Annotated in this window: 20 protein-coding genes and 1 pseudogene; 5 read left to right on the top strand and 16 right to left on the bottom strand. The window is 51.5% G+C overall.

The window, feature by feature from the left end; genetic code table 11:
• The first annotated feature begins 471 nt into the window (after positions 1-471).
• Complete coding sequence (locus MFFC18_RS16260) at positions 472-2,217, top strand: NfeD family protein (RefSeq protein WP_075086309.1); 1,746 nt, start codon at positions 472-474, stop codon at positions 2,215-2,217.
• 451 nt (positions 2,218-2,668) lie between these two features.
• Here MFFC18_RS16260 and MFFC18_RS25690 read toward each other — a convergent pair whose 3' ends face one another.
• Together MFFC18_RS25690 and MFFC18_RS16250 are read right to left on the bottom strand one after the other, a co-directional pair.
• Positions 2,669-2,983, bottom strand: a complete 315-nt coding sequence (locus tag MFFC18_RS25690; RefSeq protein ID WP_315849997.1) for a transposase — start codon at positions 2,981-2,983, stop codon at positions 2,669-2,671.
• Positions 2,984-3,195: 212 nt separating this feature from the next.
• The gene (locus MFFC18_RS16250) at positions 3,196-5,328 is read right to left on the bottom strand and encodes a transcriptional regulator (protein WP_075086310.1); all 2,133 of its coding nucleotides are present in this window, start codon (positions 5,326-5,328) and stop codon (positions 3,196-3,198) included.
• Between the two features lie 223 nt (positions 5,329-5,551).
• Here MFFC18_RS16250 and MFFC18_RS25015 point away from each other — a divergent pair, with 223 nt between their 5' ends.
• Complete coding sequence (locus MFFC18_RS25015; RefSeq protein ID WP_157665253.1) at positions 5,552-5,716, top strand: hypothetical protein; 165 nt, start codon at positions 5,552-5,554, stop codon at positions 5,714-5,716.
• A 27-nt stretch (positions 5,717-5,743) separates the two neighbouring features.
• Here the strand turns inward: MFFC18_RS25015 and MFFC18_RS16245 are convergent, their stop codons facing one another.
• The 3 genes from MFFC18_RS16245 to MFFC18_RS16235 all read right to left on the bottom strand — a co-directional run bounded on the left by MFFC18_RS16245 (position 5,744) and on the right by MFFC18_RS16235 (position 11,604).
• Positions 5,744-8,299, bottom strand: a complete 2,556-nt coding sequence (locus MFFC18_RS16245; protein WP_162273991.1) for a zinc-dependent metalloprotease — start codon at positions 8,297-8,299, stop codon at positions 5,744-5,746.
• Positions 8,300-8,706: 407 nt separating this feature from the next.
• The gene (locus tag MFFC18_RS16240; protein WP_202907591.1) at positions 8,707-9,240 is read right to left on the bottom strand and encodes a GxxExxY protein; all 534 of its coding nucleotides are present in this window, start codon (positions 9,238-9,240) and stop codon (positions 8,707-8,709) included.
• Between the two features lie 279 nt (positions 9,241-9,519).
• Positions 9,520-11,604, bottom strand: a complete 2,085-nt coding sequence (locus tag MFFC18_RS16235) for a S9 family peptidase (RefSeq protein WP_084417413.1) — start codon at positions 11,602-11,604, stop codon at positions 9,520-9,522.
• Between the two features lie 467 nt (positions 11,605-12,071).
• Here MFFC18_RS16235 and MFFC18_RS16230 point away from each other — a divergent pair, with 467 nt between their 5' ends.
• The gene (locus MFFC18_RS16230) at positions 12,072-12,695 is read left to right on the top strand and encodes a YMGG-like glycine zipper-containing protein (protein ID WP_075086312.1); all 624 of its coding nucleotides are present in this window, start codon (positions 12,072-12,074) and stop codon (positions 12,693-12,695) included.
• Between the two features lie 8 nt (positions 12,696-12,703).
• On the opposite strand, the pseudogene MFFC18_RS16225 reads toward MFFC18_RS16230, so the two are convergent.
• From MFFC18_RS16225 to MFFC18_RS16215, 3 genes and pseudogenes are all read right to left on the bottom strand, one after another.
• A pseudogene (locus MFFC18_RS16225) lies at positions 12,704-12,889 on the bottom strand (Rdx family protein); the annotation flags it as partial.
• A gap of 57 nt (positions 12,890-12,946) precedes the next feature.
• Positions 12,947-13,648: an LON peptidase substrate-binding domain-containing protein gene (locus tag MFFC18_RS16220; protein WP_075086313.1), complete on the bottom strand. Its 702-nt coding sequence runs from the start codon at positions 13,646-13,648 to the stop codon at positions 12,947-12,949.
• A gap of 23 nt (positions 13,649-13,671) precedes the next feature.
• Positions 13,672-14,397, bottom strand: a complete 726-nt coding sequence (locus MFFC18_RS16215; RefSeq protein WP_075086314.1) for a Bax inhibitor-1/YccA family protein — start codon at positions 14,395-14,397, stop codon at positions 13,672-13,674.
• A 251-nt stretch (positions 14,398-14,648) separates the two neighbouring features.
• Here MFFC18_RS16215 and dcd point away from each other — a divergent pair, with 251 nt between their 5' ends.
• Positions 14,649-15,215 (top strand): dCTP deaminase, encoded by a 567-nt coding sequence (dcd, locus tag MFFC18_RS16210; RefSeq protein WP_075086375.1) that lies wholly within the window; start codon positions 14,649-14,651, stop codon positions 15,213-15,215.
• Between the two features lie 219 nt (positions 15,216-15,434).
• Positions 15,435-15,977, top strand: a complete 543-nt coding sequence (locus MFFC18_RS16205) for a hypothetical protein (protein WP_075086315.1) — start codon at positions 15,435-15,437, stop codon at positions 15,975-15,977.
• A 50-nt stretch (positions 15,978-16,027) separates the two neighbouring features.
• On the opposite strand, the gene MFFC18_RS16200 is transcribed toward MFFC18_RS16205, so the two are convergent.
• The 8 genes from MFFC18_RS16200 to MFFC18_RS16165 all read right to left on the bottom strand — a co-directional run bounded on the left by MFFC18_RS16200 (position 16,028) and on the right by MFFC18_RS16165 (position 25,041).
• On the bottom strand, positions 16,028-16,633 hold the full coding sequence (locus tag MFFC18_RS16200; RefSeq protein WP_202907592.1) for a cysteine hydrolase: 606 nt from the start codon (positions 16,631-16,633) through the stop codon (positions 16,028-16,030).
• A 100-nt stretch (positions 16,634-16,733) separates the two neighbouring features.
• Complete coding sequence (locus MFFC18_RS16195; protein ID WP_075086317.1) at positions 16,734-17,720, bottom strand: polysaccharide deacetylase family protein; 987 nt, start codon at positions 17,718-17,720, stop codon at positions 16,734-16,736.
• Positions 17,721-17,790: 70 nt separating this feature from the next.
• A complete protein-coding gene (locus tag MFFC18_RS16190; protein ID WP_075086318.1) occupies positions 17,791-19,053 on the bottom strand; it encodes a glycosyltransferase family 4 protein in 1,263 nt (420 codons plus the stop codon).
• Positions 19,053-20,468 carry an O-antigen ligase family protein gene (locus MFFC18_RS16185; RefSeq protein ID WP_148618925.1) on the bottom strand — a complete coding sequence of 472 codons (1,416 nt, stop codon included), beginning with the start codon at positions 20,466-20,468 and terminating at the stop codon, positions 19,053-19,055. The genes MFFC18_RS16190 and MFFC18_RS16185 overlap by 1 nt, the downstream gene beginning before the upstream one ends.
• A gap of 34 nt (positions 20,469-20,502) precedes the next feature.
• Positions 20,503-21,777, bottom strand: a complete 1,275-nt coding sequence (locus tag MFFC18_RS16180; protein ID WP_084417415.1) for a sugar transferase — start codon at positions 21,775-21,777, stop codon at positions 20,503-20,505.
• Positions 21,778-21,835: 58 nt separating this feature from the next.
• Positions 21,836-22,516, bottom strand: coding sequence for an AAA family ATPase (locus tag MFFC18_RS16175; protein WP_075086321.1), 681 nt, complete (start codon positions 22,514-22,516; stop codon positions 21,836-21,838).
• Positions 22,516-24,069 (bottom strand): GumC family protein, encoded by a 1,554-nt coding sequence (locus MFFC18_RS16170; RefSeq protein ID WP_157665254.1) that lies wholly within the window; start codon positions 24,067-24,069, stop codon positions 22,516-22,518. The genes MFFC18_RS16175 and MFFC18_RS16170 overlap by 1 nt, the downstream gene beginning before the upstream one ends.
• A 300-nt stretch (positions 24,070-24,369) precedes the next feature.
• Positions 24,370-25,041 carry an HAD family hydrolase gene (locus MFFC18_RS16165; RefSeq protein WP_075086324.1) on the bottom strand — a complete coding sequence of 224 codons (672 nt, stop codon included), beginning with the start codon at positions 25,039-25,041 and terminating at the stop codon, positions 24,370-24,372.
• Positions 25,042-25,044: the final 3 nt, after the last annotated feature.

The raw sequence follows: 25,044 nt of genomic DNA, 5'->3' as shown, positions 1-25,044 counted from the left end.
CATGTGGATATTAGTGCGGCGTCGTCGAGGTTCAGTGCTCGCCACAAGCTGCCGTACTTCCAGTCTTCAGCTTTCTCAACGAGGTTCGCCAGACGTGGATTGCGTTCAACATGACGCAGCACAGCCAGCAAGTGTTCGTCTTCGTCGGATGAGACAGCGACGGGCAAAGGTACCGCGCGGCGACGGGCAAAGTTACCGCGGACCTTAGAACGTCTTTCGGACCTTAGAACGTCTTTCTCACCTGACACCTTTTATTTGCTGCTTGGGCGAGTATTGACGCAAAATTGACTCTAAACAGGAAGGTGAGTCCCGACGACTTGGAATTTGGCCACGTAAAACAAGATTGCCCTGACAGCACTACTTAGTCCCGGCTTTCACCAGAATCGTTGCTCTGCGAGCTGAATCACTTTCGGTTAGAATAAGACATTCGATTGGAGTTGTCTTTTTTTCTGATTTGGCGAGTTAATTTAGATGCTCAAAGGCGCTATCGGCAGTCTGATTGTTGGACTCATCTTCTGCTTTTCGGTTTTCCTTTTCAAAGTTCTACCTGGGAACCAGCGAAGAAGTGCCGCTGTTGGATTGATTGTCTTCGGAATCGTGATGATGTTGACGAACATTCCCTATTCCTGGGGGAAACTTAATCAGAACAGCTCGGCGGATATCCTGTTCGTTTCGCTGCTGCTGGGAGGCGGGTTTCTTTCAATTGCAGGTGTATTCCTGTTGCGACTCAACCGCGAAAGCAACGAAGGGGTCGATGGCAGTTACGCCAATACGCGATTCAATCCATTCTGGGTTGTTGGTTCCTGCATCGCGTCGATACTCATGGTGGCGTTTATTTTCGTTGGCATCGTTCCCGAAATTACCAAAGAGAACCCGCGTCAAGAAAAGAAAAAGATCGTGACGGTGCGCTTGGGCGAAGACCATCAGCAACTGAAATCGCCAGAGTCAATCGACGAAGCGATCCAGAATCTTGAAGCCGGATTCGAAGACAAACGTGAATTGGCACTTGAGTTTCTTTCCAATCAGGAAAACTTTGCTCCAGACAGGCGAACGGACGTTTGCAAAGCGTTGATACAGCTTCCGCAACAGTCACAACACACGGCATCCACGCTCAGCCAGTGGGCTGACCCCAGCGTGCTTCATTTTCTGGAGCAGGAATTCGAGAAACCAGGTGGATACGTGCGGTGCGAGCCGTTTCTGGCTGTTTATCGGGAGCTGGTTGGCGAAGAAGCGAACGCCAGGTTAGTCGCCAGCCTGGAAGGCAAGTTTTCCCCGAGCATCAAATCACTTCTCGAGAAGATTGGACCTGACGCTGAGCGGATGGTGCTCCCTCATATGAACTCTGCTTACGAAAACTATCGTGAATGCGCCAGAGACCTGCTCGATGAATGGAACACTGATGAAAACAAACTTCTGACCCAAAGTCTTGCAGACACTGACTCTACAGAAGCGTCCAAGCATGCGAGGAGATTCCTGACCAACTTTTCTGGCAATGTAAATGAGGAAATCAGAAACGAAATCGGCAAGAAAATGGAACTGGCGATTTCAAGTTTTGATCCAACCCGTGCAAATCAGGCTGCCATTATCCTCGAAAAGTTTACGACTTCCAGTACATCAACGACTCTGTGTGAGTATCTCAGAAACTCCAGAAAGAGTCACGTTGATGTTCGAGTTGTCAGGATTCTTGCAAGTCAGGAAGACGAGGCTGCCGAGGAAGGAATCATCTACGCGTTCTATAAGCGTCGAGGTAGCCGGGACGAATGCATGGACTACCTGCGAAACAATGGCACCGAAATCACAGCAAAGAATATGTTGGACCAATTTGATGATGCACAAATGGCAGAACGTTTCGAAGCAGTGCAGTTGATCGAGCAAATGGAACAGGGAGTATCACTCTTGACCGACCGATTTGTCAGTTATCTTGAATCTGGTGACGATGAAAAAGTGGAGCTTGGAATGAAATTTCTTGTAAAATGCAAATTCGATTCCGACGTACAGCAAAATGTAGTCACTGCGTTGATCAACACAATAAATTCCATCGACCCCGCTACGGTTAATGAGCTCCAAATGAAGAACTTGTCGAATGCCGCCATGAAGTGGGCGAATGCCGAGCTATCGTCGAGCTTCAAAAAATTTGTTGATTCACCAAACGAAAAGATAAGCCAGAAGGCGAAGTACGTGATGCAAAGACTCAAGAGACCTTCCCGACGGCGTTGAGGAAGACTAAAGGGGATTGCGCCAAGAAGCTTGGCGAAGGGGGAAGACGAAATGCGACAGACAGGGACAAAAAGGTGTCAGGAGCCAAATTGGCTGACTAGGCAAGCTTCTTTGGCCGCCCTCTTGGTCTTAGCGTGATCTCCAAGCCCTGCTTCTTTGCCGTTTTGCTAACCCACTTTTCAGTTCCGTATGGTCTGCCGCGCTTGATGCAGTTTTGCAGGGCTTCTTTTTCCTTCTTGGTTATCGGTTCATTGACACGTTCAATCCAGCGGGGAAGCCGTTTCACTGGCCATGGCGATAGCTTGATCACCGAATCACCACCGCGCCAGTTCCAGAGACTACCCCAGCGATAGTCTTCAGCACGAGTGACGACTTTCGCCGTTAGCGCGTTTCGCTCAACGTAGCGGCATACGGTGTGAAAGTGTTCGTCGTCCTGAACCGGAAAGCTCTTTTACCTGCCCTGGTAAACGTGGCCGTAGCCAGTCGTCTTGTTGTGGGCATGATAGCGCTGAGTATGGGTCATCGTGACCCAACCCAGAAAAGCAGACATGGCTTTGTCTTCCTGCGGGGAGAGCACCATGTGCCAGTGGTTACTCATCCACTGGTAAGCAATCAGGTCGACTGGATACTTTTCGAGCCCTTCCCTGATGACTCGTTCGAAGGCCTCGAAGTCACCCTCTTTGAAGAAGATATTGTTTCGTGCATTGCCACGATTCAAAGCGTGGTAGATCTCCCCAGCAAAGTCCGAACGAAGAGCACGGGGCATGAAAACGATCCTGAAACCGAGAAACGCAAAGCATCAGGTTAGCAAATGGTGCCCAAATTGCCAAATAGGCTCCTGACACCTTTTATTTGTTCACACCTTTTATTTGTTCAGGTTAGCAAATGGTGCCCAAATTGCCAAATAGGCTCCTGACACCTTTTATTTGTTTGACACCTTTTATTTGTTCGTTTGTAATTTGCTTGGTTCTACGAGTATTAACTGAAGTAGACTTCCTTGGCCTTGTCCGTTATCTGGCTTCGTCTATGTCCGTCAATCTCTTTCTTTTCAACTAATCCCATGTCGTGCAACTTACTCGTTCTTTTGCCAATCAACTGATACGTCGAGTCAATGAGAACTGAAATTTCACCAGCACGCATCGCAAGGTCTTCGTCGAAAAGTGTTGAGAGTATTTTCAATTCAACTGGTTCTAGCATAAGAGCTTGATCAAGTGCTAGAACTTCGGCTTCGAAGTCATCAGAGAGCTGGACTATCGCGCAATTACCAATGTTGCAGTCCTTGCACCGCCAATTGAAGAACTCGAAATGCTCCTGCATTTCTATCGAATGGCAAGCACCGCACTCATCGCATCGTATCGTTTGAGTTGCGGCCAAGAACTCCTTTATCTTGCGGTTGTAGTCAAAGCAGCGTTGCGTAAAGTAATTTCGATATTCTCTTCCAGGCGGATAGCCCCATTGCATTTTTTCCGCTTCGCAGAGGCCCAATGACAAAGAATAAATCGAAACATCATTGCCATTTTTGTCCCTCATGTCGGCATACTTTGTCAAAAAGAAGTTCAGCTCCAACGAACCAAGCATCTTTTCAAGTTGGGGGCTCACCGCAAAGTGACTCGTAGGTGGATTGGAAATGTCAGTGAAATATGAACCACCAAGTTCGCCAGCCCTGATTCTCCTTCGAACGTCTCGTGCGTGTTCAATTATTCTTGAAAGTAAGAGTCGTTGATTGTGTCGATCAAGCTTTTGTTCAAATGGCTCCAAGGCAAACCGGTTGGATATTTCGAAGTATTGCTTTGTGACATCGTTGTAGTACTTTTCGGCAGCCAACCTTAATTGAGCTCCCGTAATCTTCTTTCCTCTAGACACCGAATCCAAGTAGCATCGATGAAGAATCTGTCCGATCGTCCGAGGGACATTAGATGTAACCTGGAATATCAAACGAAAATAATCATCAATAGATGTTTGCGAGCTGACCTCAAAATATTCCTCGATCTGCAATCCAAACGCTTCGAATCTCTTTCGCAGCAATCTAGCGGTGTACTCAATCGCTGCCGACTCGGCACTTTGAATCTCATTTGATTTATTGAGCCTCGAAAAATCCAAATGCAAGGTATCGACTTTGCTCGGATCGATCTTCCCAAAATAGACTCGCCCCGGGTATCCTGCGATCTTGAGCTTGACCTTCTCGTTGCTCGAATTGTTCAACGGTGAAAGAACAACATCAACAAACAATCGTTGATCGGACCATTGAAGTTCGGAAAAATCGTCAAAGAAAACAACGACTCTCGTCAATCCCGCGCCTTCCAGCAGGTCTGTGATTTCAGTCAGCAGTTCCGAGAATGGAAAACTCTTAACAACTGCATTTGAATAGGTGTTATAGGTCTCTTGATCTTCGAGAGTTTTGGAAAAGTCTTGCTCTGAAACTCGAACTCCACCTGAAATTTTCGCCGAAGTGTCAATCAACGACGCGGTTGCTTCTACTCCACCACTGCCTTCGCAAGCACTTTCACCGCCAACTTGTTTTTCATTGCGACTCTTGATACTTGCATTTATGGTCTGCAAAATCGGAACCTCGGATTGTCTTAATTCCGCCTTGGCAACGCTTTTTCCAATTTCCGACAAAGATCTTTGTAGCTCTTGATACCCCCTCTTTTTTCCAATCCACCTTTCAATCAGAGAGCGTTTGTCACACGATTTTTGCAGCTCACTGATCAGTTCTTCAATAACTCTTCCCAAGAAGTGCTTTCGAATCAAATGTGCTTGGTAGACAGCAGGATCAATTTCAAGACTCTCATCAATTTTGATTGCTATATCGGCGGCACTTGCCAAGTCGTAAAGACTTTTCACGTCGACATACACTGAAATTAAATCACCTTTTTCGCGAATTTCAGACTGCGCCTTTGCGAATACAGTACTCTTCCCTGTTCCCTTGCGACCCAGCAAGAACGTCGTGTTGCTCGACATTACCGTTGCCAGAACTGCGTCACCTTGCAAAGGATCTACATACAGTTGTGAAGCCGGGCTTTCACCTAGTTCAGATGAAAAATCCTTCAACTCGGCGCGCCGATACTGGCGCAACGAGTCAGTCATTTTGTTGAATTTAACTAAATCCATGAGAGTCCGTCTTTCGGTTCTGTCGAATCACTTGAGTCTTCGATTAAATAGTTTCGAAGATGATTACGAATGCCGCAAGCACCAAGATTCGATACGCGGGATAAGCAATTCCAAACAAAGAAAAGGTGTCACAAACAAGGAAAAGATATGAGGAGCCTAATTGGCATAATGGGTTGAGTTGTTTGGGCGATCACCTTAAGCCCCTGCTTTTGGGATAAAACCCATGCCTCGTGCTCTTCGCTCCGATTTTTCCAGGCAGGTCTATCATGCGCTTAATCGTGGCAATGCCCGCAACAACATCTTCACCGCAGGTGGCGACGAGGCGTTTGAACGTGTCGTCCAGCGAGGCCTTGTTCCGTATCCAGTTGACCTGATCGCTTCGCTATAGAGAAACGTATTCTGGCTCACAGACTGCCTACTCACCGCCTGAGCCGATAGGACTTCCCGGTGGCTGACGCAAGATTTTGTTCTCAGGCGAAATCGAAAACGGACGTTCGAGAACCTGCTTCGCGCGACGGCTAAGCATATTGCAAAAAGCCAACTCGCTGGAAGAACTTTTGGCGTTCTGATTCTTTTGGGTTGCAACATCGGTTAGACAAGCAGTGGCAGCGCTGCGGACATCGAGAGAAGCGTCCGGGTTGTCCACTAGCTGGACCAGTTTCTCAACGAGGGCTTCGCGAACGACGCGACCAATTTGAACCGGCTCCGGCCTACCTTCGAACTGACTCGGTAGTGAATTCGCCCAAATCGTGTTCACCATACTGCTGACCATCGTATTAACTTCCAACTCTTTGTCGAATCGTGATTGAACCGTCAATCTCGCCAGCCTCTGGTGCTGAAACAATTCGTTCAAAGTCAGATCTGTTGCCACTCGTGCGGCGGCAAGTGGATCGAAGACACGACCTGTTTGTGTTGGCAAAATCTCCTGATCGCGTATCGTCGAGTATGGCCGTGGATTGATCGCTGACAACACTTCCGACGAAATCGCCAGCTGAGCCGGCTCGATGGCGGCAATCAGTTCTGCCATCGCAGCCTTTTGCTTTGCTGAATCAACCATCGAATGTGGCTGGTTATCGTGATCCACATATCCATAGTGATAGTTCGAACCACCCAGGACTTTCCCGGCGGCGTTCAATTGATATCGGTGATGCAAAAACAAAGGCGTGAAGTACTGTGCGACATCGGCTTGTGTCGTTCCCGCTGGAAGCTTTTTGGGGTCAAAGCGATCAAGGGCGATGCGGCGGACTTTCATCACATGCTTCAATTGCTCAATCGGATCGCTGCCGTTGTCCCAAAGATTGCCCATCGGATGTGCGGCTCCTGCTGGCCTGGCATCGGCGTCACTGATGAACAGCATCCCCTGCTTTTTCGCACCTTCCAGGATTTTGTTTAGCTGTTCGGATTCGTCTTTATCAAATTGCGAATAGGCGAACTGCACAGAAACTTTGTCCCACTCACCGATTCCAACTCCATAAGCGTCCGACAAATCCAGTTCTCCTTCGTCGGTGATTTTCACGCGCGGTGCGGGGTAATCCATCACCGATTCGCGATCGCCGTAAGTGCTGGCCGCAAAGTTATGCACGAAGCCGAGCGTGTGTCCCACCTCATGCGCCGAAAGCTGACGGATCCGGGCCAGCGCCACATCGAGGGGCTTTGATTCCGCATCCATTGCTGCGAGTGTCGTGTCTTCAACGATCCCGCCGATGCCACAGCAGGCACAGCGCGAACGATCCGCCGCGCTCGTCGGTCCTGATTGCAATCCTTGAACCAACAGCTGATCCTGGCGAACCCGCAACGAGCCGAGCGTCACGTGGCCTTTAATGATTTCTCCCGTTCGCGGATCGATGACGCTGCCACCATAGCTCCACCCTCGCGTGCTGCGATGTACCCATTGGATCACGTTGTAACGAACATCCAGCGGGTCGGCGTCAGGAGGAAGAAGCTTGACCTCGAAGGCATCTTTGAATCCGGCAGCCTCAAAGGCCTCGTTCCACCAACTGGCTCCTTCAACCAATGCTTGCTGGATTTGTTTTGGTGCGCCGGCGTCGACGTAGTAGACGATTGGCTCTTCGGCTTCGGATAATTCAGCGTCCGGATTCTTTTTGATCAACCGATGTCTGGTGATCCATCGCTGCTGCAGTTCTGCGTTAAGAGGCGATGCGTAGTCAGCGAACGTGATAAAGATACTGGGACTTCGGACGTCGTATTTTCGTGGCTTGTATTTGTCATCGGGCAGCTTGATAAACGAATGGTGCTGCCTCAACGTGATTGCGTTGGGCGTCGGAGTGGTTTGCTGGACGTAATTCCCGGGTTTGCTGCCCGAGAAAGTCAATGTCGATTCCAGTTCCGTGTTTTCAGGAAAGCCTTTGCAGTTAGCAAGGTAGACGGCACTCCGTTTGTCATCCAAAGAGTAATCGCCCTGCTCATTTCGCTTCAACGTTTCAACGACACCATGCATGTCGCTTACCAGCAGATCGGTCACGTCAACCAAAACGGTTTGATCGGTTTCCGCGACGACTTCGCCGCCCCAAATGACAGACATGGCAAACGATTGCTGGACAGCCCTGCGTTCGAGTTTGTTGTCAGTAATTGCCCGGAAGCGAAGGTTTCTGTGTATCAACAGGACTTTGGGTCCGATACGGCGAAAGTGAACAACTTTTTCGTCACCCAACTGGCCGCGATCGAGCCCGACTGGATTCGATCCCAAACCGGTCGCCAACGAATGCACATACAGAAACTCGCGATCCCATTGGCTGATCTCCATCAGAATGGCGCCGGTTTTGGCGTCCCAGTAAAACGGGAAGTAGCCGTCGAAAGATTGCATGCCTTCGACTTTTTCTGCAATCGTCGGTATGGCTGCTTCTTTTTTCGAATCTTCCTTCGTTTCTTTTTCCTGAGCCCTCAAGTCAGAGGCACTTTGCAGCACAACGGCGAAAGCCAAAATGGATGCGAGGATCGAAATTTGTCTCATTGTGTTGGTTAGCATGTGAGTTGGTGCGTTGATGAGTTGAGCTATCCAGTTTAACTCAGCGCATCAAAGAGGCCAAACCTACACGGTCTCCGGATATCCACCACAGAGGACGCCCCGCAACTACCTCAGGATGACTTTCTTGAACCACGAAATACACTAAACACACGAAAGACATAATCGGCGACGCACGCAACTTTCATGTATTTGGTGTGTTTCGTGGTTAGTCAATGGTGCATGTCATCGTTGCACGAAATGAAACCCGCCGACTGCAATAACTTCATCGGACATGATCAGTTCATCGCGACTTTTTGAACCACGAAATACACTAAACACACGAAAAGACAGGATCGTGGACGCGCGCAACTTTCGTGTATTTAGTGTGTTTCGTGGTTAATTGAATCCGCATTTCATCGGAACGCGAATCCACGCAAGGCAGTTGCAACGACATGATCAGACATTCTCCCATCAGCATGAATTTTTGAACCACGAAATACACTAAACACACGAAAGGACAGGATCGTCGACGCGCGCAACTTTCGTGTATTTGGTGTGTTTCGTGGTTGATCAAGACCGCATGTCGTCAACGCACAATTCGCTCCCACTCCACTTTCGGATGGTGACCAAAGTTCACCAGCAAACCAAGCTTCTAGGTAGTTGTGGACTTGGGCACGATGTTGATCGTTCAATTTAGAGACAGCTTTGATTTCTACGATGATCTCATCGAAGCAAATGAAGTCTGGCTTATACGTTTGCTCCAACTGTTTCCCTTTGTACTCCAACGTCAATTCGACTTGCTCGGCAAATGGAATCGCCTGCAAGCCAAACTCAAGCGACAAGCATTCCTGATAGACCTGTTCGACGAACCCACAACCTTTGTTTTTGTAGACTTCAAAGCAGGCTCCCATGATCTGGTAGCTTTCGTCTTTGAAAAGGAGATCCATTTCGGGCCTTGTTAGGTGAGCAGGGAACTGGGAATTGTACTAAACCACAATTCAAGCACAGGACGTCTTTATCAACCACGAAACACACTAAACACACGAAAAGGCATGATCGTCGACGCGTAGTGCTTTCGCATATTTGGTGTGTTTCGTGGGCAAAAATGCGCGGATAGATTTACCACCGAGGACAGCACGACGATCTCTGTGAGCCTCTATGCTCTTTGTGGTTAAGATCTGCGGTCGAACCACTCGCTCGCGCTTCGGGCTTGTATTCCAAGGAGGTTACGGATGGGTTGCAAACCACTTCAAGATATACGCAACCTTGGCCAGAAGATGACTCGGACGGGCGGCGATCCCGTGGGAGGCGCCGGGAATGCGGACCATCGCGGCGTCGATCTTACGTAGCTTCAAGGCTTGATAGTACTGCTCTGACTCGCTGATCGGAGTTCGATAATCCGCTTCGCCGGTCAACAGCATCGTCGGTGTCTCCACGTTGCCAACTTTCGAAATCGGCGAACGCTTCATGTAGTGCTCGGTGTGATCCCACGGCAGCCCAGGGAACCAGTACTTGTAGAAAAAGTTGTACGCGTCGGAGGTCAACGCAAAGCTGTACCAGTTGATCACCGGTTTCGCGACAACCGCGGCCTTGAAGCGATTCGTGCTGCCAATGATCCACGCGGTCAGAACGCCGCCTCCGCTGCCGCCGGTTACGTACAAGCGATCTTTGTCGACGTACCCATTCGCGATTACCGTATCGACGGCACTCATCAAGTCGTCATAGTCCTGCCCCGGATAGTTGTGATGGATCTCGTTGGCAAAATCCTGGCCGTAACTGGTGCTGCCGCGTGGATTTACGTAGAGCACGACGTAGCCGGCAGAAGCCATCAGTTGTAGCTCCGCAGAGAATACGTCGCCGTAAGCCGCAAATGGCCCGCCGTGAATCTCAAGAATCAGAGGATACTTTTTTGATGGGTCAAAGTTCGGCGGAACCATAATCCAGCTCTGAATCTCCAGCTCGCCGGCGCTGGAAGGAAAACGTTGCTCGGTAACCTCGCCGAGAACCTTATGTTCCAGAAGATCGTTGTTCAGGTGAGTCAACACTTGCAAGTCACCTTCATCGAGACGAGCAAGTTCGCCCGGCATCATCGGCGTGGTCACGCAAAAGGCAATCGCACCGTTGTCGGCCACGGTGAATGAACTGGGCCCAGCGTAAGGTCGGCCGATACAGTTGCTGCCTAAATTGTCGGCCAGCTTTTTCATTTCGCCATCAAGCGAAACGACCGCAAGTTTGGCGTTGCCTTGATCGACATAGGTAAACAAAAACCCCTTGTGAAAATTGCTCCATTTCGGCGAGCCAACACTCCGATCAAACTCCAGCAACTTTCGCTTGTTGCCACCGTCGGAGTCCATCACGTAGAGCGTCTGAGTCTGATTGCCCAGGAATTTGTCGTCGTAACCAACGAAGGCGATTGTCTTTCCGTCGTCGGAAATCGCTGGGCTTCCATCCGGGCCGACGCGATCGGTGACGGCAGTGATGGAACGGTCGGCAAGGCGGACTCGATAGATCTCGCTGTTGTTGGGTTGGTACTCGTGGTCTTCGTGGCGATTGGCTGAGATCAAAATCTCTTTGCTATCGGAAGTCCACGCGACGGTGCCGTTGTGGTTAAAGTCACCCGTCGTCAACTGTCGTGGCGAACCACCATCGGCGCTGACCACGAACAAATGCGAAAATTTATCCGGAAGAAAGCCTGCACCATCGGATCGATAACGGAGCTTCGTGATCATCTTCGGCGGATCCGCCCATTTGGCGCCTTTCGGTTTTGCCGGCAACGTTGCAAATGGTTTCGCTTTCGCAGCGACGGACATGAAGAACGCGATTTGCTTTCCATCGGGGGACCAAGTGATTCCGCTGGGCGATTCGGTCAGGTGCGTCAACGCTGTCGAACGATCTTCCGCGAACCAGTGACAGAACAGTTGGCGTTTGCCGTTACGATCAAGACCAACATAGGCCAGTCGAGTCCCATCGGGCGACCATCGTGGCGAAGTTGCACTTTCGATCATCGGCAGGTGTTTCCCTGCGGCGTTGATCATCCACAAGTCACCGACGCTGCGATCGTTCATGATGTCGAACCAGTTCCGACGATAGACGATCGTTGATCCATCTGGCGAAATCTGCGCATCGGACGCGAATTCCAACTGGAATATATCTTTGGGTTGAAACAGCGAGTCGTTAGTCGATTTAGCCGTTTGGTCCGTGTCTTCGGAGAGTTGCTTCTGAGCGACGATGCTGTGACTGCCAGAGAGCAACAGCAGTAAGAAGGCCGCAAAGAACGCAGAAAATTTACGAGACGGGATGACCCAAACCATGGAGTTCGCCTTGATGATCTGTATGTGCAAAGAACGCTATCGATCGCTCTATTGTCGTCCAATTGAAGGCCACTGCAACAACAGGCTCGCCGATGGTATGACTGACCTCCGTGGAACAAAAGGTCGACTGGGGGCAACGATTGGAAAGGGGCGGCAGCACTGCGGTCCGTTTGATTGCTTGTGTCGATGTCGGCTACTGCCAAAAGCTACCCAAGCAGCGAACGGAGATGGACTCGTAAATGCTTCAGAACCCAATGCCGAATCAGCGTTTTCGTAACCTGCAACACACTCGAAACAGAGCCTTTGTTGATTTGGCAACGCATGACCGCAGTTTGTCTCCGCTTGCTAGCGACGGCTTCAATTCAAGTAGTGAATCGGCGACCTGCTGTCTGAAAGGTGGGGTTAGAAGATATCGAAAGAGCGATCGGCTGATCGCTTAGTGCACCTCATTTAAGGAAGAATGAATCATGTGCAATCACAACCATAGAGACTGTTTCTTTTCGCGAGCCATCGTTGTCGGAACGCTTTCATTGACTGGTTTTGTGGCTGGGTGTCAGTCGTCGAATCCAGTCCATCAGAAGGCCGCCATTGGAACGGCACTAGGAACAACCGCGGGCGCGATCATTGGGCATCAGTCTGACCACGCAGCAGAGGGAGCATTGATCGGCGCGGCAGCAGGAGCTTTGACCGGCGGCATTGTCGGCAACGCACAAGCTGAACGGGAAGCCGCAGAAGCCCAAGCCATTCAAGCCCACCAGTCGGCTCTCGTCGACCAGGATTTGATTCATATGTCACAAAGCGGGCTCGGCGACAGCGTCATTGTCAACGCGATACAGCAGCGTGGAGGTCGATTCGACCTCAGCCCCGCCGGCTTGATTCACCTTAAGTCAAACGGTGTTTCCAACGCAGTGATCGAGGCCGTCCAGCGTGCGAGTATTGCAAGTCAGTCGAGTGCGTCAGGTGCGTCAGGTGCGAGTTCAGGAGTCGCTGTGCAAGGTGTTGTCGTCGTGCGTCCACGCCCGATTGCCAAAGTCGTCGTTCCTGCTCCACGAGTCAAACCGCGACCCGTGAAGCGTCGTCGGCGCTGGTAAGACAATCGTCAGGCCGTTGCCTGAATCAACTTCACGACGGCACCATCGCTTTCAGGAAACTGGTTTCCGTTTGCTCGTTTGGAGTAAACGAGCCGGTCGTCGACTTTGATATCGTAGATGCCGCCACTGCTTTTGATCAGCTCGGCGTCGACGTTGAGAGTTTCCTTGATTGTTGCCGCCAAACTGGAGGCTCGTGGAAGATAGTTTCAGGCGCCGCAGTATTCGATTGTGACTTTCATATAACTCTGTCTCTAATTGAGGCTGAAGCCTGGCGGAAACTCACGTGAATCGCCGCCATCATTCATAGTGACTTTTTCGTTCAAACGTTCCAACATCGAAATCAGCGTTTCGACTCGATCGCGAACGTCCGATGTTTCGAGGATCAACTGCTGTTCCATCGGGCTGATGCCAGAAGCATACGCAACCAGGTCCGCCAACTGGCCGACCTCGATTTTGTCGCTGACAAGTTTGTCCAGCGCCTCTTCATCAAATTCTGATTCGACTCCACGGGAATTCTTGAACAGCTGAATCAGTTTCGTTCGCAGAGACTTGTCGTCCGCGTTGAGCAAAGACTTTTCGGGGATCAGCTTCACGCGGGCCTGCCGGTAAAGCGTGTCCGAAGCCAGTTCGTCAACGATCACGGCTCGCGACACTCCCGCCAGCAGCAAATTGTAAGTGCCGTTTTCGAGTTTCGCATGAGTCATCACTTTCCCGACACAAACCGTGTTGCAGATTTCGGGAACCGGCATCGTCAGGTTTTCCGGGTCAGGTTTGACCAACGCCATCGTGATCAGATTGTCGTCGCTGAGCACATCTGCCATCAGCTGTCGGTAACGTGGTTCGAACAGGTTCAGCGCCTGAACGACTCCAGGAAACAGGACAAGATTGGGCAACGGAAAAAGGCGCACAGAGCCATCGAACGAATCAGGAATCTGAAAATCCGAATTTGACATAGGCGCCTTTTATTTACCGAAGACTATTCGTCGAAGCTCATGAACAACTGGATCACGTACCACAGCATCAAGGCAACTGAAGAGAACAGCGCCAAAGAAGCGGCAACGTGCTGGTTTGTGTTGTAGTGGTGCAGGATGTTCGACGTGCTGTACAGGATCGATCCGGCTGCGTAGATAATCATTGCAGCAGAGAACCAGAAGCCAAGGCTAATAGGCATGAAGAACGACGCAACGATCAAGCCCATCGCAGCGAATCCAGCGATCCACAATGCGTATCGCAAAAAGGAAAAATCGGCTTTGGTCAAAAAAACGACGGCTGAGAGTCCACCGAAGACGACCAGCGTCAGAATTCCCGCAGATGGAATGACAGTTGGGTCAGCAAAACGGCTGGCGACAAACAGCAGTGGAAGAAACAGGATTGCTTCCGCGACCACGTACAAGCCAAGCCCAACGTACTGCATCGAGCGAGACGTTCGGCTGTGAGCCCACTTATCTGCGATGAAGCTAACGGCCATAAAGCCGCCGAGGAATACCAGCCACATCCAGCCTTGAGTGACTGCTCCGACGAACTTTTCGATTTGCGGTCCAAACAGGGTTAACGCAATCGCATCGATCGCCGCGAACGCCAGAAAAGCTCCGGCAACATGCAAATAGGTGTTGCGAATGAACTTGGAACGTTCGTCAACGGATGCAAGGTCCGCGGTAGTCCACGCTGCATTTTGAGGGGATTGGTACGGGTTTTGACTCATTGGTAAACCTTGGTTCGGGAGTGCATGAACCGAAAAACTGGCGATCAGTTCACTTCGCGAAGAAATTGTATTCTACGAATTCATTTCGACAGGTGGATTCCCTGCCTCTACGTAATAAAAGTAGATCCTGGGAAGGTCCGGGTCAATCTTCGTTTTCCGCGGCGGTTGACAGTTGGCATCGCTGGCCCCAGAATCGCGAGAGTATTCGGTGCATGACCGACAAGAATTGCCAAAAATCGGCGGGAAACGATATGATTTTGTCCGGACGCGAGATTGAACAGCACTTGGGCGACAATATTAAGATTGATCCCTTCAAGCCCGAGAATCTTAATCCGAACAGTTACAACCTGACTCTCCATCCGGACATTATGACTTACGAGGAAGTCGTACTGGACATGCGGAAGGAGAACCGGATTCGACGCATGACGATTCCCGAATCTGGCATGGTGCTTTCGCCAAACCGCTTGTATCTGGCTCGCACGGTCGAGCACACAGAGACCCATAATCTGATTCCGATGATCGAGGGACGTTCCTCCATCGGACGGCTTGGGCTCTTCGTCCACATCACGGCCGGCTTTGGCGACGTGGGCTTCAAGGGATTCTGGACACTCGAGATGTTCGCAGTCCAGCCAGTGCGGATTTATCCGAACGTTTCAATCTGTCAGATCTTCTACCATCAGATCTGTGGCGACATCGAGGAGTACGTTAGCGACAAGTATCAGAACAACACGGATATCCAGCCGAGCCTTTTGTACAAGGAATTGAATCCTGAAGGCGTGTCGACGGATCCGCAGTTGACGCTTGGGTTCAAGAAATAGAACCGCTTGTAGTTCTGAGTTCCGCCAGCATCTCTGTCAAACCCTGCGGCACGTGTCGATCGTATCGTTGCTGTGACGAGACAGCCGGGCTTAATTCGCGTTTTGTTCAAGTTGAAACTTGAAGCCGTACGTAGCACTGATAAATTGCCGAACGAGCGAACGCCGTGGCAATTTCCATGAGAATGAATCGCGCCTTTTTGTTATTGGACTCAGACCTCCATGAGCAACGTAGACTTATTGATGCAGAACGCGCGATTGCGCGATGAGATCGAACCGTATATGGACGAGTCCGTGTACCTGGTTGATCTCGATCGAATGACTGTCGACAGTGAAAACGAGTTTCTCCATTCGCTGCTGGCGTGGGAGCGTGCTCCTGTTTTGCCAATCGCGAACTGGTTCGAGCCGGAACTGGTTCTCGCGCCGCACCACGAATTCGAAGACGAACCGTTGAGCATTCGGTTGCATCAGGTGATTGGGCGGCTCTACGAGAAAAACATTCTGCTCGAGTACACGTCGCATCTTTCGGATCGACAGCTGTACTGCATGATCGCTCGCGACATTTTGCCGGCTCAAGAAAAGAAAGTTCAGCTGAACGATACGTTCCTGCGTTGGCAATGCATCGACATCGTCGAGGACGAGGAGTCCTGGCTTCGATTCTACGCTACTGATGTTGAACGTGATGCCTGGCACCAGGAAACCGGTTTGCGTTTGCCGCCGCAGCAGTTGCCGCCGTTCGCACGACGACTGCCGCAGGATCTGTAGGTGGCTCTCGGAGCTCCGCAGCCAGTTCGCTCGTTTTGCATGCCAGCCGGTTAGTTGAGTGCTGCGAGAAACTCTGCGGAAGCCATTGGCTTGGAGAACATCGGAAAGTCGTACTTGATCGCATTGTGATGCTCTTCCGGTGACGTCGCCGCAACACAGTCAGTCAGCGTAACGACTTCGAATCCGTTCTCGTACGCCGTTCGCATCGTCGACTCAACGCAGCAGTTCGTCAGGAATCCGCCAATCGCGACTGTTCTGATGCCTTTGCTGTGTAGGATGAAGCCAAGGTTCGTGCTCGCAAAAGCATCCAGGCCCCGTTTGCCTTCGATCACAATGTCGTTCTCTTGCGGTGTCAGCGAATCGACAATCGCGGCTCCCCAGCTGTCTTTGACGAACGCGTTTCCATCGACGACGCCTTTCAAAATGCCATACGGATGGCGCGTCAATTCTGCGTAGCCCGGTGCGAAACAAATCGGAGAGTGCATGATCGTAGCACCTTTGGATCGCGCTTCGCCTGCCAGCTTGGCTGTGTTCTCAAGCATGCCGGTTTCCTTCATCACCGCGGCAACAGCGCCGTGCAGCACGCCACCGTCGGTCGCGAACTCGTTCTGGTATTCGATCAGGACTACGGCAGTTGAATCAGCTGCAAAAGACATCGTTTGGCTCATCTGAATGGAGGAAATTTCTCAGCAAGTCGGTTCGAGAAATTGACCTGAAATTCAGCCGGTCGTCAACCATTTGCAACCAAAAGTCGCACTACGCCATGTCGGCGCGAGCCCCTTCTGGCACAACCGAAATCGTGCTTGCGGGCAACTCCTGACGCCTGGCTTGCGCGACGTGGTCTCGCATTGTGACGACGTTGAATTCCCGTTTCAAAATGTCGATACACTCGGTAATCAGCTTGATCTTCTTGCTCGACGGTTCGTCCATCGTGGGAAAGAAAACCATGTCTTCGTCATCTTCCACGCCCATGAAGTCCAATGGGTGCAGCAGAAAGTGCGGTTCGACGGAGGTCAATTTGCAAAGCTTTAACGCAAACCGAAAGTAGAATTTGGCCAGCCACGTTGAATACTGCCCGAGGAACAGTAGATAGCTCCCGTGGATTGGCAGTCGGAAAATCGGCATGGTCGTGACCGGCATTTCAACGATGTTCCGTCCGCGCCAACTGAAGCGATATGGAGCGAGCGTCTTGAATCCGTCCGTGAACCTGCCGAACAGTTCCTTGCGATCCTCCTTCTGGTCTTTCGAAAGCCCCGACGACCAAAAGTAGTAGGCTCGAGCAACAGGGCCCAGAAAAGTTGGAAACGAAGTGCCATCGTACTGATAGCCACGCCGCATCAAAGTTCGCAGTACTTCGTCAGAGAGGCTGAAGCCCGGTCCGCGAAAGCCGATCGGAACCTGGCCAGTCGCGTTTTCAATCGCGGCTTCGGATTTGTCGAATTCTTCCTGCAGTTGTTTGGGTCCGTACAGGTGCAACCACGGTTCGTGATTGTAGGAATGATTGGCGATCTCGTGACCAGCGTCCGCGATCGCTTTCAATGGTGCGCGATTGATCTCGTGTTCAGCGTCCTGACCAACGACGAAGAAAGTGATCTTCTGTTTCCGTTGTTCCAGGATATCCAGAACACGTGGAACGATCATGGGAAAGTAAGTCGGATACGACTCCCATTGAGGATCTCCGTGAGCTTTCAAATAAGCCCATTTGTTGTCGAGATCGAGCGAGATGCTGGCAAGGGGTTTCATTGTGGTGGATCAAGGGGAGCGGGAAGAGAGTGGTCAGTTTAGCTGCGTCGATTGGATTGGAAAGCAGCGATCAGGTTGTCTGGCGTTGCAAAGCGGAAATATCGTTAGGCACACGCTGAGACTTGATCGAAGCGACGGCTTCGGCAAGCAGGCAGCCCGATCTTTCGGGCGAAATATGGGCTACCGAGCGTTTTGCTGACGATCGCATCTCTTGAAGTCTCGCTGCGTCGGTCGTCAACGCCCGATCAATCGCGTCGACAATGTCGTCCGAGTTGGTGGGATCAAAAGTCCATCCGTTTTCTGAATCCACACAACAGGATTCCACCGATTGAGCAAATTTGCTTCCGAGGACCGGGACGCCGGACGCCATCGCTTCGATTGGAACCAGTCCCCACTCGTCGGCGAGCGTCGGGAACACGCAGATGTCCGCGCTGCCGTAGGCCTCACGAAGCTGATCGGAGTCACAGTTGCCCAGAAAGTTTATGTCGAGATTCTCATCGGCCGTTTGAGCGACCTTGTCTTTAAGCTCGCCCGATCCGGCGATCATCAGTTCGACGCTCTTGTACGGATTGTCGCCGCACCATTGCGACAACGCTTCTGCAAATTGCAAGATTCCCTTGCGCTCGCTGATGGCGCCACAATAAAGCAGCTTGATAGGATCCTGCGATTGTTTGCCGTCTGTGATGGATAGTCTGTCGCCATTGAAAATGGTCGAGCCATCGATGCAGTAAGGAAAATGAAACAGTTTGTCTTCGGAAACTCCCAGCGATTTCAGATATCGTTTGCAACTTGGACCGTTGTACGTGAAATAGTCAACGCCGCGGCAGATCAGTTTTCTGGCGATGCGACGCAGGAATCCACGTTCTTTTTCGATATGGTCTGACATGTTGCCGACCATCACCAAGGGAACGTTGCGTTTAAACAGTCGGTAGAACGTCGACAGGATCGTTCGCGCACCCATCTCGTAGGAGAGCACGATGTCGGGCTTCAGTTTCCGCAATCTTATCGGAGTGTCGATCGGGAAGTGGATGAAGTTCTGTTCGGAGAAACCGGTCGAGTGTTTCCAGTTGGCGGTCCACATAAAGTTTTGCTGGACCTGAACATCAAGTCCGCCCCATTGAGCATCCCAGTCGCGATCGGGTTCCATCGGTACCGATAACAGCACCGTCAGCTTGCGAACTCGCTTGGAGAACTCCTGCAACGCCAACACGTGATGCGTTCTGAGGTAGTTTGTCAAAACGACCGCGTGCACATCAAGAACCTGCTTCGATCCGCCGTCCGAAATTGCTGTCGCGGAAGTAGAAGACCTGTCTTCAAAAGCCGATGTGCTCATCAGGACTCCAGTCGCAGAAAACGGGTGCGCGTGTCACCTGGCTGGCGGTCAGACCGGTCGAGCTCTCGAACGGCTGGGTCGTCAAGCAACAAAGGCCACGCCAATGCGAGCACCCATAGCATGGTCGGAAGTCCCGCCAGAATCGAGAATATCACGTTCTCAAAGAGTCCGTTGATGATGATGAACACGACGATCGCGTCCGCCAACGGATGTCGGTTGAAAAACAGCGAACGCAAGCGACCGAGGATCATCAGCACCGCGGCGATCCCGGCGAAAATCCCGGCGCTGAACGCGATGTTCAGAATCATGTTGTGAGTGTAGAGCGAGTGGTCCTCAAAATGGATCTTCTGCGTCGCGGCTCCATAGCCCGTCACTGGCTGATCCTGCAGCAGGTAAATCGCGTGAGCCCAAATCACAGATCGACCCGTTGCTGTCGTTAGCTCTTCCGCGTCGTCGGATTTCGAAAGCAGTTCCATCTTCGAAGCAATCTTTTCGCCAAGGTCAACCTGAGTGCTCATCACCAATACGCTCAGCAATAGCAACGCTGCGGCCAGCATGTACATTCCCAGGAACTCTTTGCGAAGATAGATGTGGCGATAGCCAACGATCAGCGCAAGTCCGCAAGCCATGATGGAAGTTCTGGACCATGAACCAAGCAGTGCACCGAAGGCGAGGACTCCAATCACGACGATCAACATTGATCGCTGTTTGTAGCTGAAGAACAGGATCACACAGAGCACTACAGTCAGTGCCGAGTACTGTCCCAGAGTATTCGCGTGGGCCAATCCACTCATGCGGTACACGAATTCGCCGCCAGGAATCGGCTCGGCGAGAACCCCGATCTCAGGGAATGCGAAGTAGAAAAACCAGGAGCCGACAATGAACAGTGCCATCCCGGCGAACATCGCTTTGACGGTTTTCATCACGCCAAGATGATCGAGGGCCGTCACGGTCAGCAAAATCACTGCGATGATCGAGCAGGTCGAAACGAGCGAGTTCCTCGGCGAAACGGAAAACGGAACGGCGAGAAAATAGAATCCGGCGATGATTAACAGCCACGCGACGGGGAATGAGAGCAGCAGGCTACGTGCCCGAGGACGCGTCAGAATTCCGTGCAGACCGTAGAGGCCGCCCATACCAATCAGGCCCAGTTTGGCCAGAACCTGAAAGTCCAGACCGACCTCGTCCTTGTCAACCAACACGTTGGCGAGGTTCAGAAACGAGCAGCCGCAAATCAGCAGCCAACCAATGATGTCCTGCAGCGGCATGTCCAGAATTGCTGGCGCGTTGCCAGACTTTTGGACTTTCAAATCAGGTTTTGTAGCCACGCTTACCATCTGGCGATACTGCTCTCTGGGAACACTTGTTTCAGGGCTCGCAAGCGAAGGGAACGCGTGCGAGATTCGAATTGACAAGAAGATCCGGGGAGCTGAACTTCTTTGATCCGGCCTAGACCGAACCCTTGTGCATAACCACGACCATGGCCGTTTCTCCGATCAATCGAAGATCGTTCCAAAAACCGCGCTGTTCGATGTAGTCGAGGTCCATTCTCATCCACTCAGCAAACTTGATGTCTCTTCCACCGCGAGCCTGCCATGTGCAAGTCAAACCAGGAAGGACCGTCAGACGTTGACGCTGCCATGGAAGACACTGCTGTGATTCGTTAACCGGCAATGGTCGCGGTCCAACCAACGACATTTCGCCAGTCAAAACGTTGAGCAATTGAGGTAGCTCGTCGACGCAGGATTTTCGTAAATACCTACCAACTCGCGTGATCCGCGGATCGTCTTTGAGCTTGAACGCAGGACCATCCTGTTCGCTGAGCACACGCAAGTCTTCTTTTTTAAGTTCAGCATCCTGGCACATCGTGCGGAACTTCAGAATCTTGAAGGTCTCCCCGTCCTTGCCTTCACGGTCCTGGCGAAAGAACACCGGGCCGTCCGAAGTTGCTTTGATGGCGACCGCGGCAGCGACCAGTACAGGTGAAAGCAACAACAATCCTGTTCCCGCACCCACGACATCGATAACGCGTTTCCAAGCCGGCGTCTTTTCGGATCGGCTGAAAGCAACTCGAGCACCAGTGCCTGCTGGAAGCAACGAGCGTTTCGCAAGCTTGCGTTTGACCGGTGGAGCCAACGTTGCGACGCCGCCCGATGACGAGTCGTTTGCAAATTGATAGGCGTCGCCAAACGGGTCGTCTTCCCGGTGGAACTCGGACCAGTTGGGGTCAGTTCCGTTGCTGCCTTTGCCGTTGCTACCTTTGTCAAACGAGCGATTGGATCCCTCGTAGGGACCGAGCAAACGATCGTCCCAGGGGTAGATCGAAATCGTTGCTTCCATTTCAACGTTGTGTGATTTGGCGATGTCCAGCAGGGACTCTGAAACAAGGACAGCTCCCTCGCGACCTGTCTCCGGGAGAAGAGCACCGAGTTTCAGCTGATGCCAGCCGAGCGAATCAGACACTCGCAGTCGTTGCGAGAATTCTTTGATCAGCGTTTCCAGTTTGCCGTCCGGAACATCGTGGTCACTAAAATCCAGCAAGACCATTGCAAACTCAGGGTCCGCAGTTCTTCGATTTGAGCGATGGATTTCCTTGTCGATTTCGAGCTGAAACTCTTCCGTCGACATAAGGTTGTTGTGTCCGGCTGGGGGCTTAACTCGGGAAAGCGAACGGGACAACCTGCTAAGCAGGTTTTCTCGCTTTCGACGATTTCGAACTATCATTTTCAATCCGTTATTGGTGAGGCGCAAGTCGTGTAGTCAAGGTGAGGGCAACAAGCAACTACTGCTTGTTAATGACCATTCCGACGATCGGCACGTTGAGTGCCTGCATCGAATTTCGGAAACGGGAAATGAGTTTGTGGTCGATTTGATTGGCTTCGACATTCAGGATGACTCCATCGAGTGCCGGAACCAGCGAGTGACAAGCGGTCAGATTGCTGGCCACTGGCAAATCGAAGATACAGTATTCGTAATCAATGAAGCTACGATTAATGACTGATGGTAATTCGTCGAAAGGTAACTCCAGAGCGATCTGTTCGTTGACTTGACCGCATCCGACTGCATCCAGGTTTCGGATCGGAGTCGTGGAAACGGCTTCGTCCATATCCGCCATCCCTGTCAGCAACTCGCTCAATCCCAATTTGCGGGCATTGCCCAGTCGTCGGGTAATAAAGTTTCTGCCGAAGTCACACTCGACCAGTAGCACTCTCGATCGCGCGACCGAAGTCATTGCTACGGCAAGGTTGTAAGCAACCGTACTGTTACCGGATCCGAGTGAAATCGAAGTCACGCCAATCGTGCAGGGACGGATGGCAGCACGATCGTTCTGATGTGCCCACTGGCGAGTTTGCCGAGCCAGCGACAGAAAGTGCCGACGTAGGCTGGAACTTGGTGCGACACCCATGCGTTTGGCACGTTGTCGGTCTATTTGGTCGTTGTTGATTGCGTTATCTGTCGACATTAGTTCACCATGTTTCTGCTGGAGTAGACTCGAGGGAGCGTGACGAGGACTGGCATCTCAAGGATCTGCTCAACCTCAACTTCATTCAGGGAGGGACTCAAGTGATTCCGTTCGCAGAACATCGCCGTCGCCAGGCCCGCGAGGGTTCCCAGAATCAGAGCGATCGGTAGAAACAACATGCCGCGAGGGCTGGCGTGTTTCAAAATAAAGGTCGGTTGTTGGGCAACCACCAATGTCGAAAGATTACTGTTATCAAGGCTCAAACTGGCGAGTGCCTCTCGACCCTTGGCAACATACATTTCGCGATCCTTGCGAGTGTCGTCAACGTCTCGTTGAAGCCGATCCGCCTGAATTTCAGCGCGATTCATCTCAACGGCATCCTTGCGAGCTTTCGCCAACTTCTTCTCAAGCGATTTGAGTCTGGCTTTTGCTCCAATGTTTTGTGTTTCCGCTCTCACGAGCTGCATTTTCACGTCGGAAAATACTGCGTTAATGGTGCTTTGACTCTGCGTTCGATCATCCTTCATCGTTCCCAAACGGGACTTCATCTGCTTCAGTCTCGCATCGATTTTGCGGACTTCCGGATGGGTCGCCCGATATTGCGAAAGCAAACGTTGCCGTTCGCTTTCCAGGCGGAAAACTTCAACAGTCGCGTCGTCGCCAGATTTTCGTTCGACGCCTTTGGTTTCAAGAACAATCTTCTCAGGAGTCTTGCCGATTTCTTTCATCAACGTATCGATCTGTCGCTGGGACTGTTCGACTTCGACGCCAGATTCCATGATTCCTTTTTCGAGCGTTCCAATGATTTCCTGCAGAGTGAAACGGGCAGAGCCAACTGAAAGCACCTGTTGCTTTTCACGGAACTCTTCCAGTTTCGCCAACGCCTCTTCGAGCTCTGCGTCCGCTTCCTTGACCTTTTCGGCGAAGAACGCAGAAGAGCCCGTAACGCCGTGCATCTTCTGGTGAACTTTTCGAGTTTCGCTGATGATCTCGTTGACAATTTCCTGAGCCAGTCGCGGCGAGTTCGCCTTCATGTAAACAGAAATGACAGAAGTCTTTTTTGTGTTGTGAACTGAAAGCGATTCATCAAGCAGGTTCGTTGCCAGTTCAATGTTCTTGAGTTCCTTGTACTCTTCAGGACTCATGTCGCCAGCAGCACTGCCGCCGCCTTTGAGAATCGACGGAACCGAAAGGCTTGGTAGCAATCCCGAAAAGGAGTTCTCAAGAATCTTCTTGGCACCAATCTTTTTGACGACGGCTTCCAGCACAGCGCGGCTCTTCAGAACCTCTTCAACCGATTTGATTTCAGTCTCGCGAGTGTCCTGGATTGAGATACCCATGCCTTGCCCGTTCGAGCTAACGACGGGAGACAGGTTCGTTTCTGTGCGAGTCATCTGCACATGAAGTTTGCCCTCGGAACCGTAGCTCTTGGGCCAAACCAGAAACAGTGCCATCACCAAGCCGAAGACGATTAGAAAGGCGAGTAGCCCTTTCGCCTTCTGACGCATTAAAGCGCCGAAAATTTGAGTCAGAGTTAACTGAGTGTTGTTCATGTTTTTTTCCAGATGCACGACGGATCGAAATCTCTTGTCGATTAGCGCGACTTCGACCATGCATCCATGAAAATTAGAGAGTGGCTGCAGTCAAATTTCGAATGCCAGTCTATCGAGGAAAAAAACGACTTCAAGAGAAAAATGATGGATGTAACGACTTTAACGCTTAACTTCGCGGGGTTTATGGAGGCGAATCCGCCAAAGGCTTTTTTCGGTCACGCAGCCAATTTACACCGAGACATCGATTCGGAATGCGCACCGTTGATGGGATTTCCGGGCGTCGAAGTCGCCCAAAGAAACTCAGGAATCTAACGTCTTCAACCAGGCGGACACGTTAGAAAGGTCACTTAGTTGAAGATCAGGTTCCTTGGCCGCGAGTGTGTCCTTGCAGTCGCCGCCGGTTTCAACGGCAAGTACTTTGGCGCCGATCGATCGCCCGCAACGAATATCATTCGACGTGTCTCCAATGACCCAGACTTTGGCGTCGTCAAATCGATCGCCCAGAAACGTGGCTGCAGCGTTCGATGCCTCTTCCGCCACGTCGTTGCGGTCGCTGTGATCGTCGCCGTAACCGCCGAAGAGGAAGTATTCACGCAAGCCAAAATGGTCCAGCTTGATCTCGGCAGCACGTTGAGCATTTCCGGTCAACAGTCCGAGCGCGACATTCGGATGGGCATTAAGGTGCTCCAGCAGATCGACGACTCCCGGGAGCAGATCGCCGCCATGGACTTTCAATTTTCCGTGTAGCAATTCGCAGTAGGTTTGCAGGAAACCGGAATGATCTGCGTCGAGGTCAATCTCCAACTGCCGAAAAAGCTCCGAGATGATGCCTCGATCGGTACAGCCATGCACCCGGACGTCCGGAATGTCGGTATGGCCGTAGTGTTCAACGATTGCCTGTCCCATCGCCCCCATGCCAACGCCACGGGTCCGAATCAAGGTTCCATCGATATCAAAAAGTAGTGTCCACATTTG

Origin of the sequence: Mariniblastus fucicola, from assembly GCF_008087665.1 — a bacterium.
Classification (GTDB): domain Bacteria; phylum Planctomycetota; class Planctomycetia; order Pirellulales; family Pirellulaceae; genus Mariniblastus; species Mariniblastus fucicola.
Note: the sequence above shows the minus strand (reverse complement) of the source record. Positions and strands in the feature narration are given on the sequence as shown.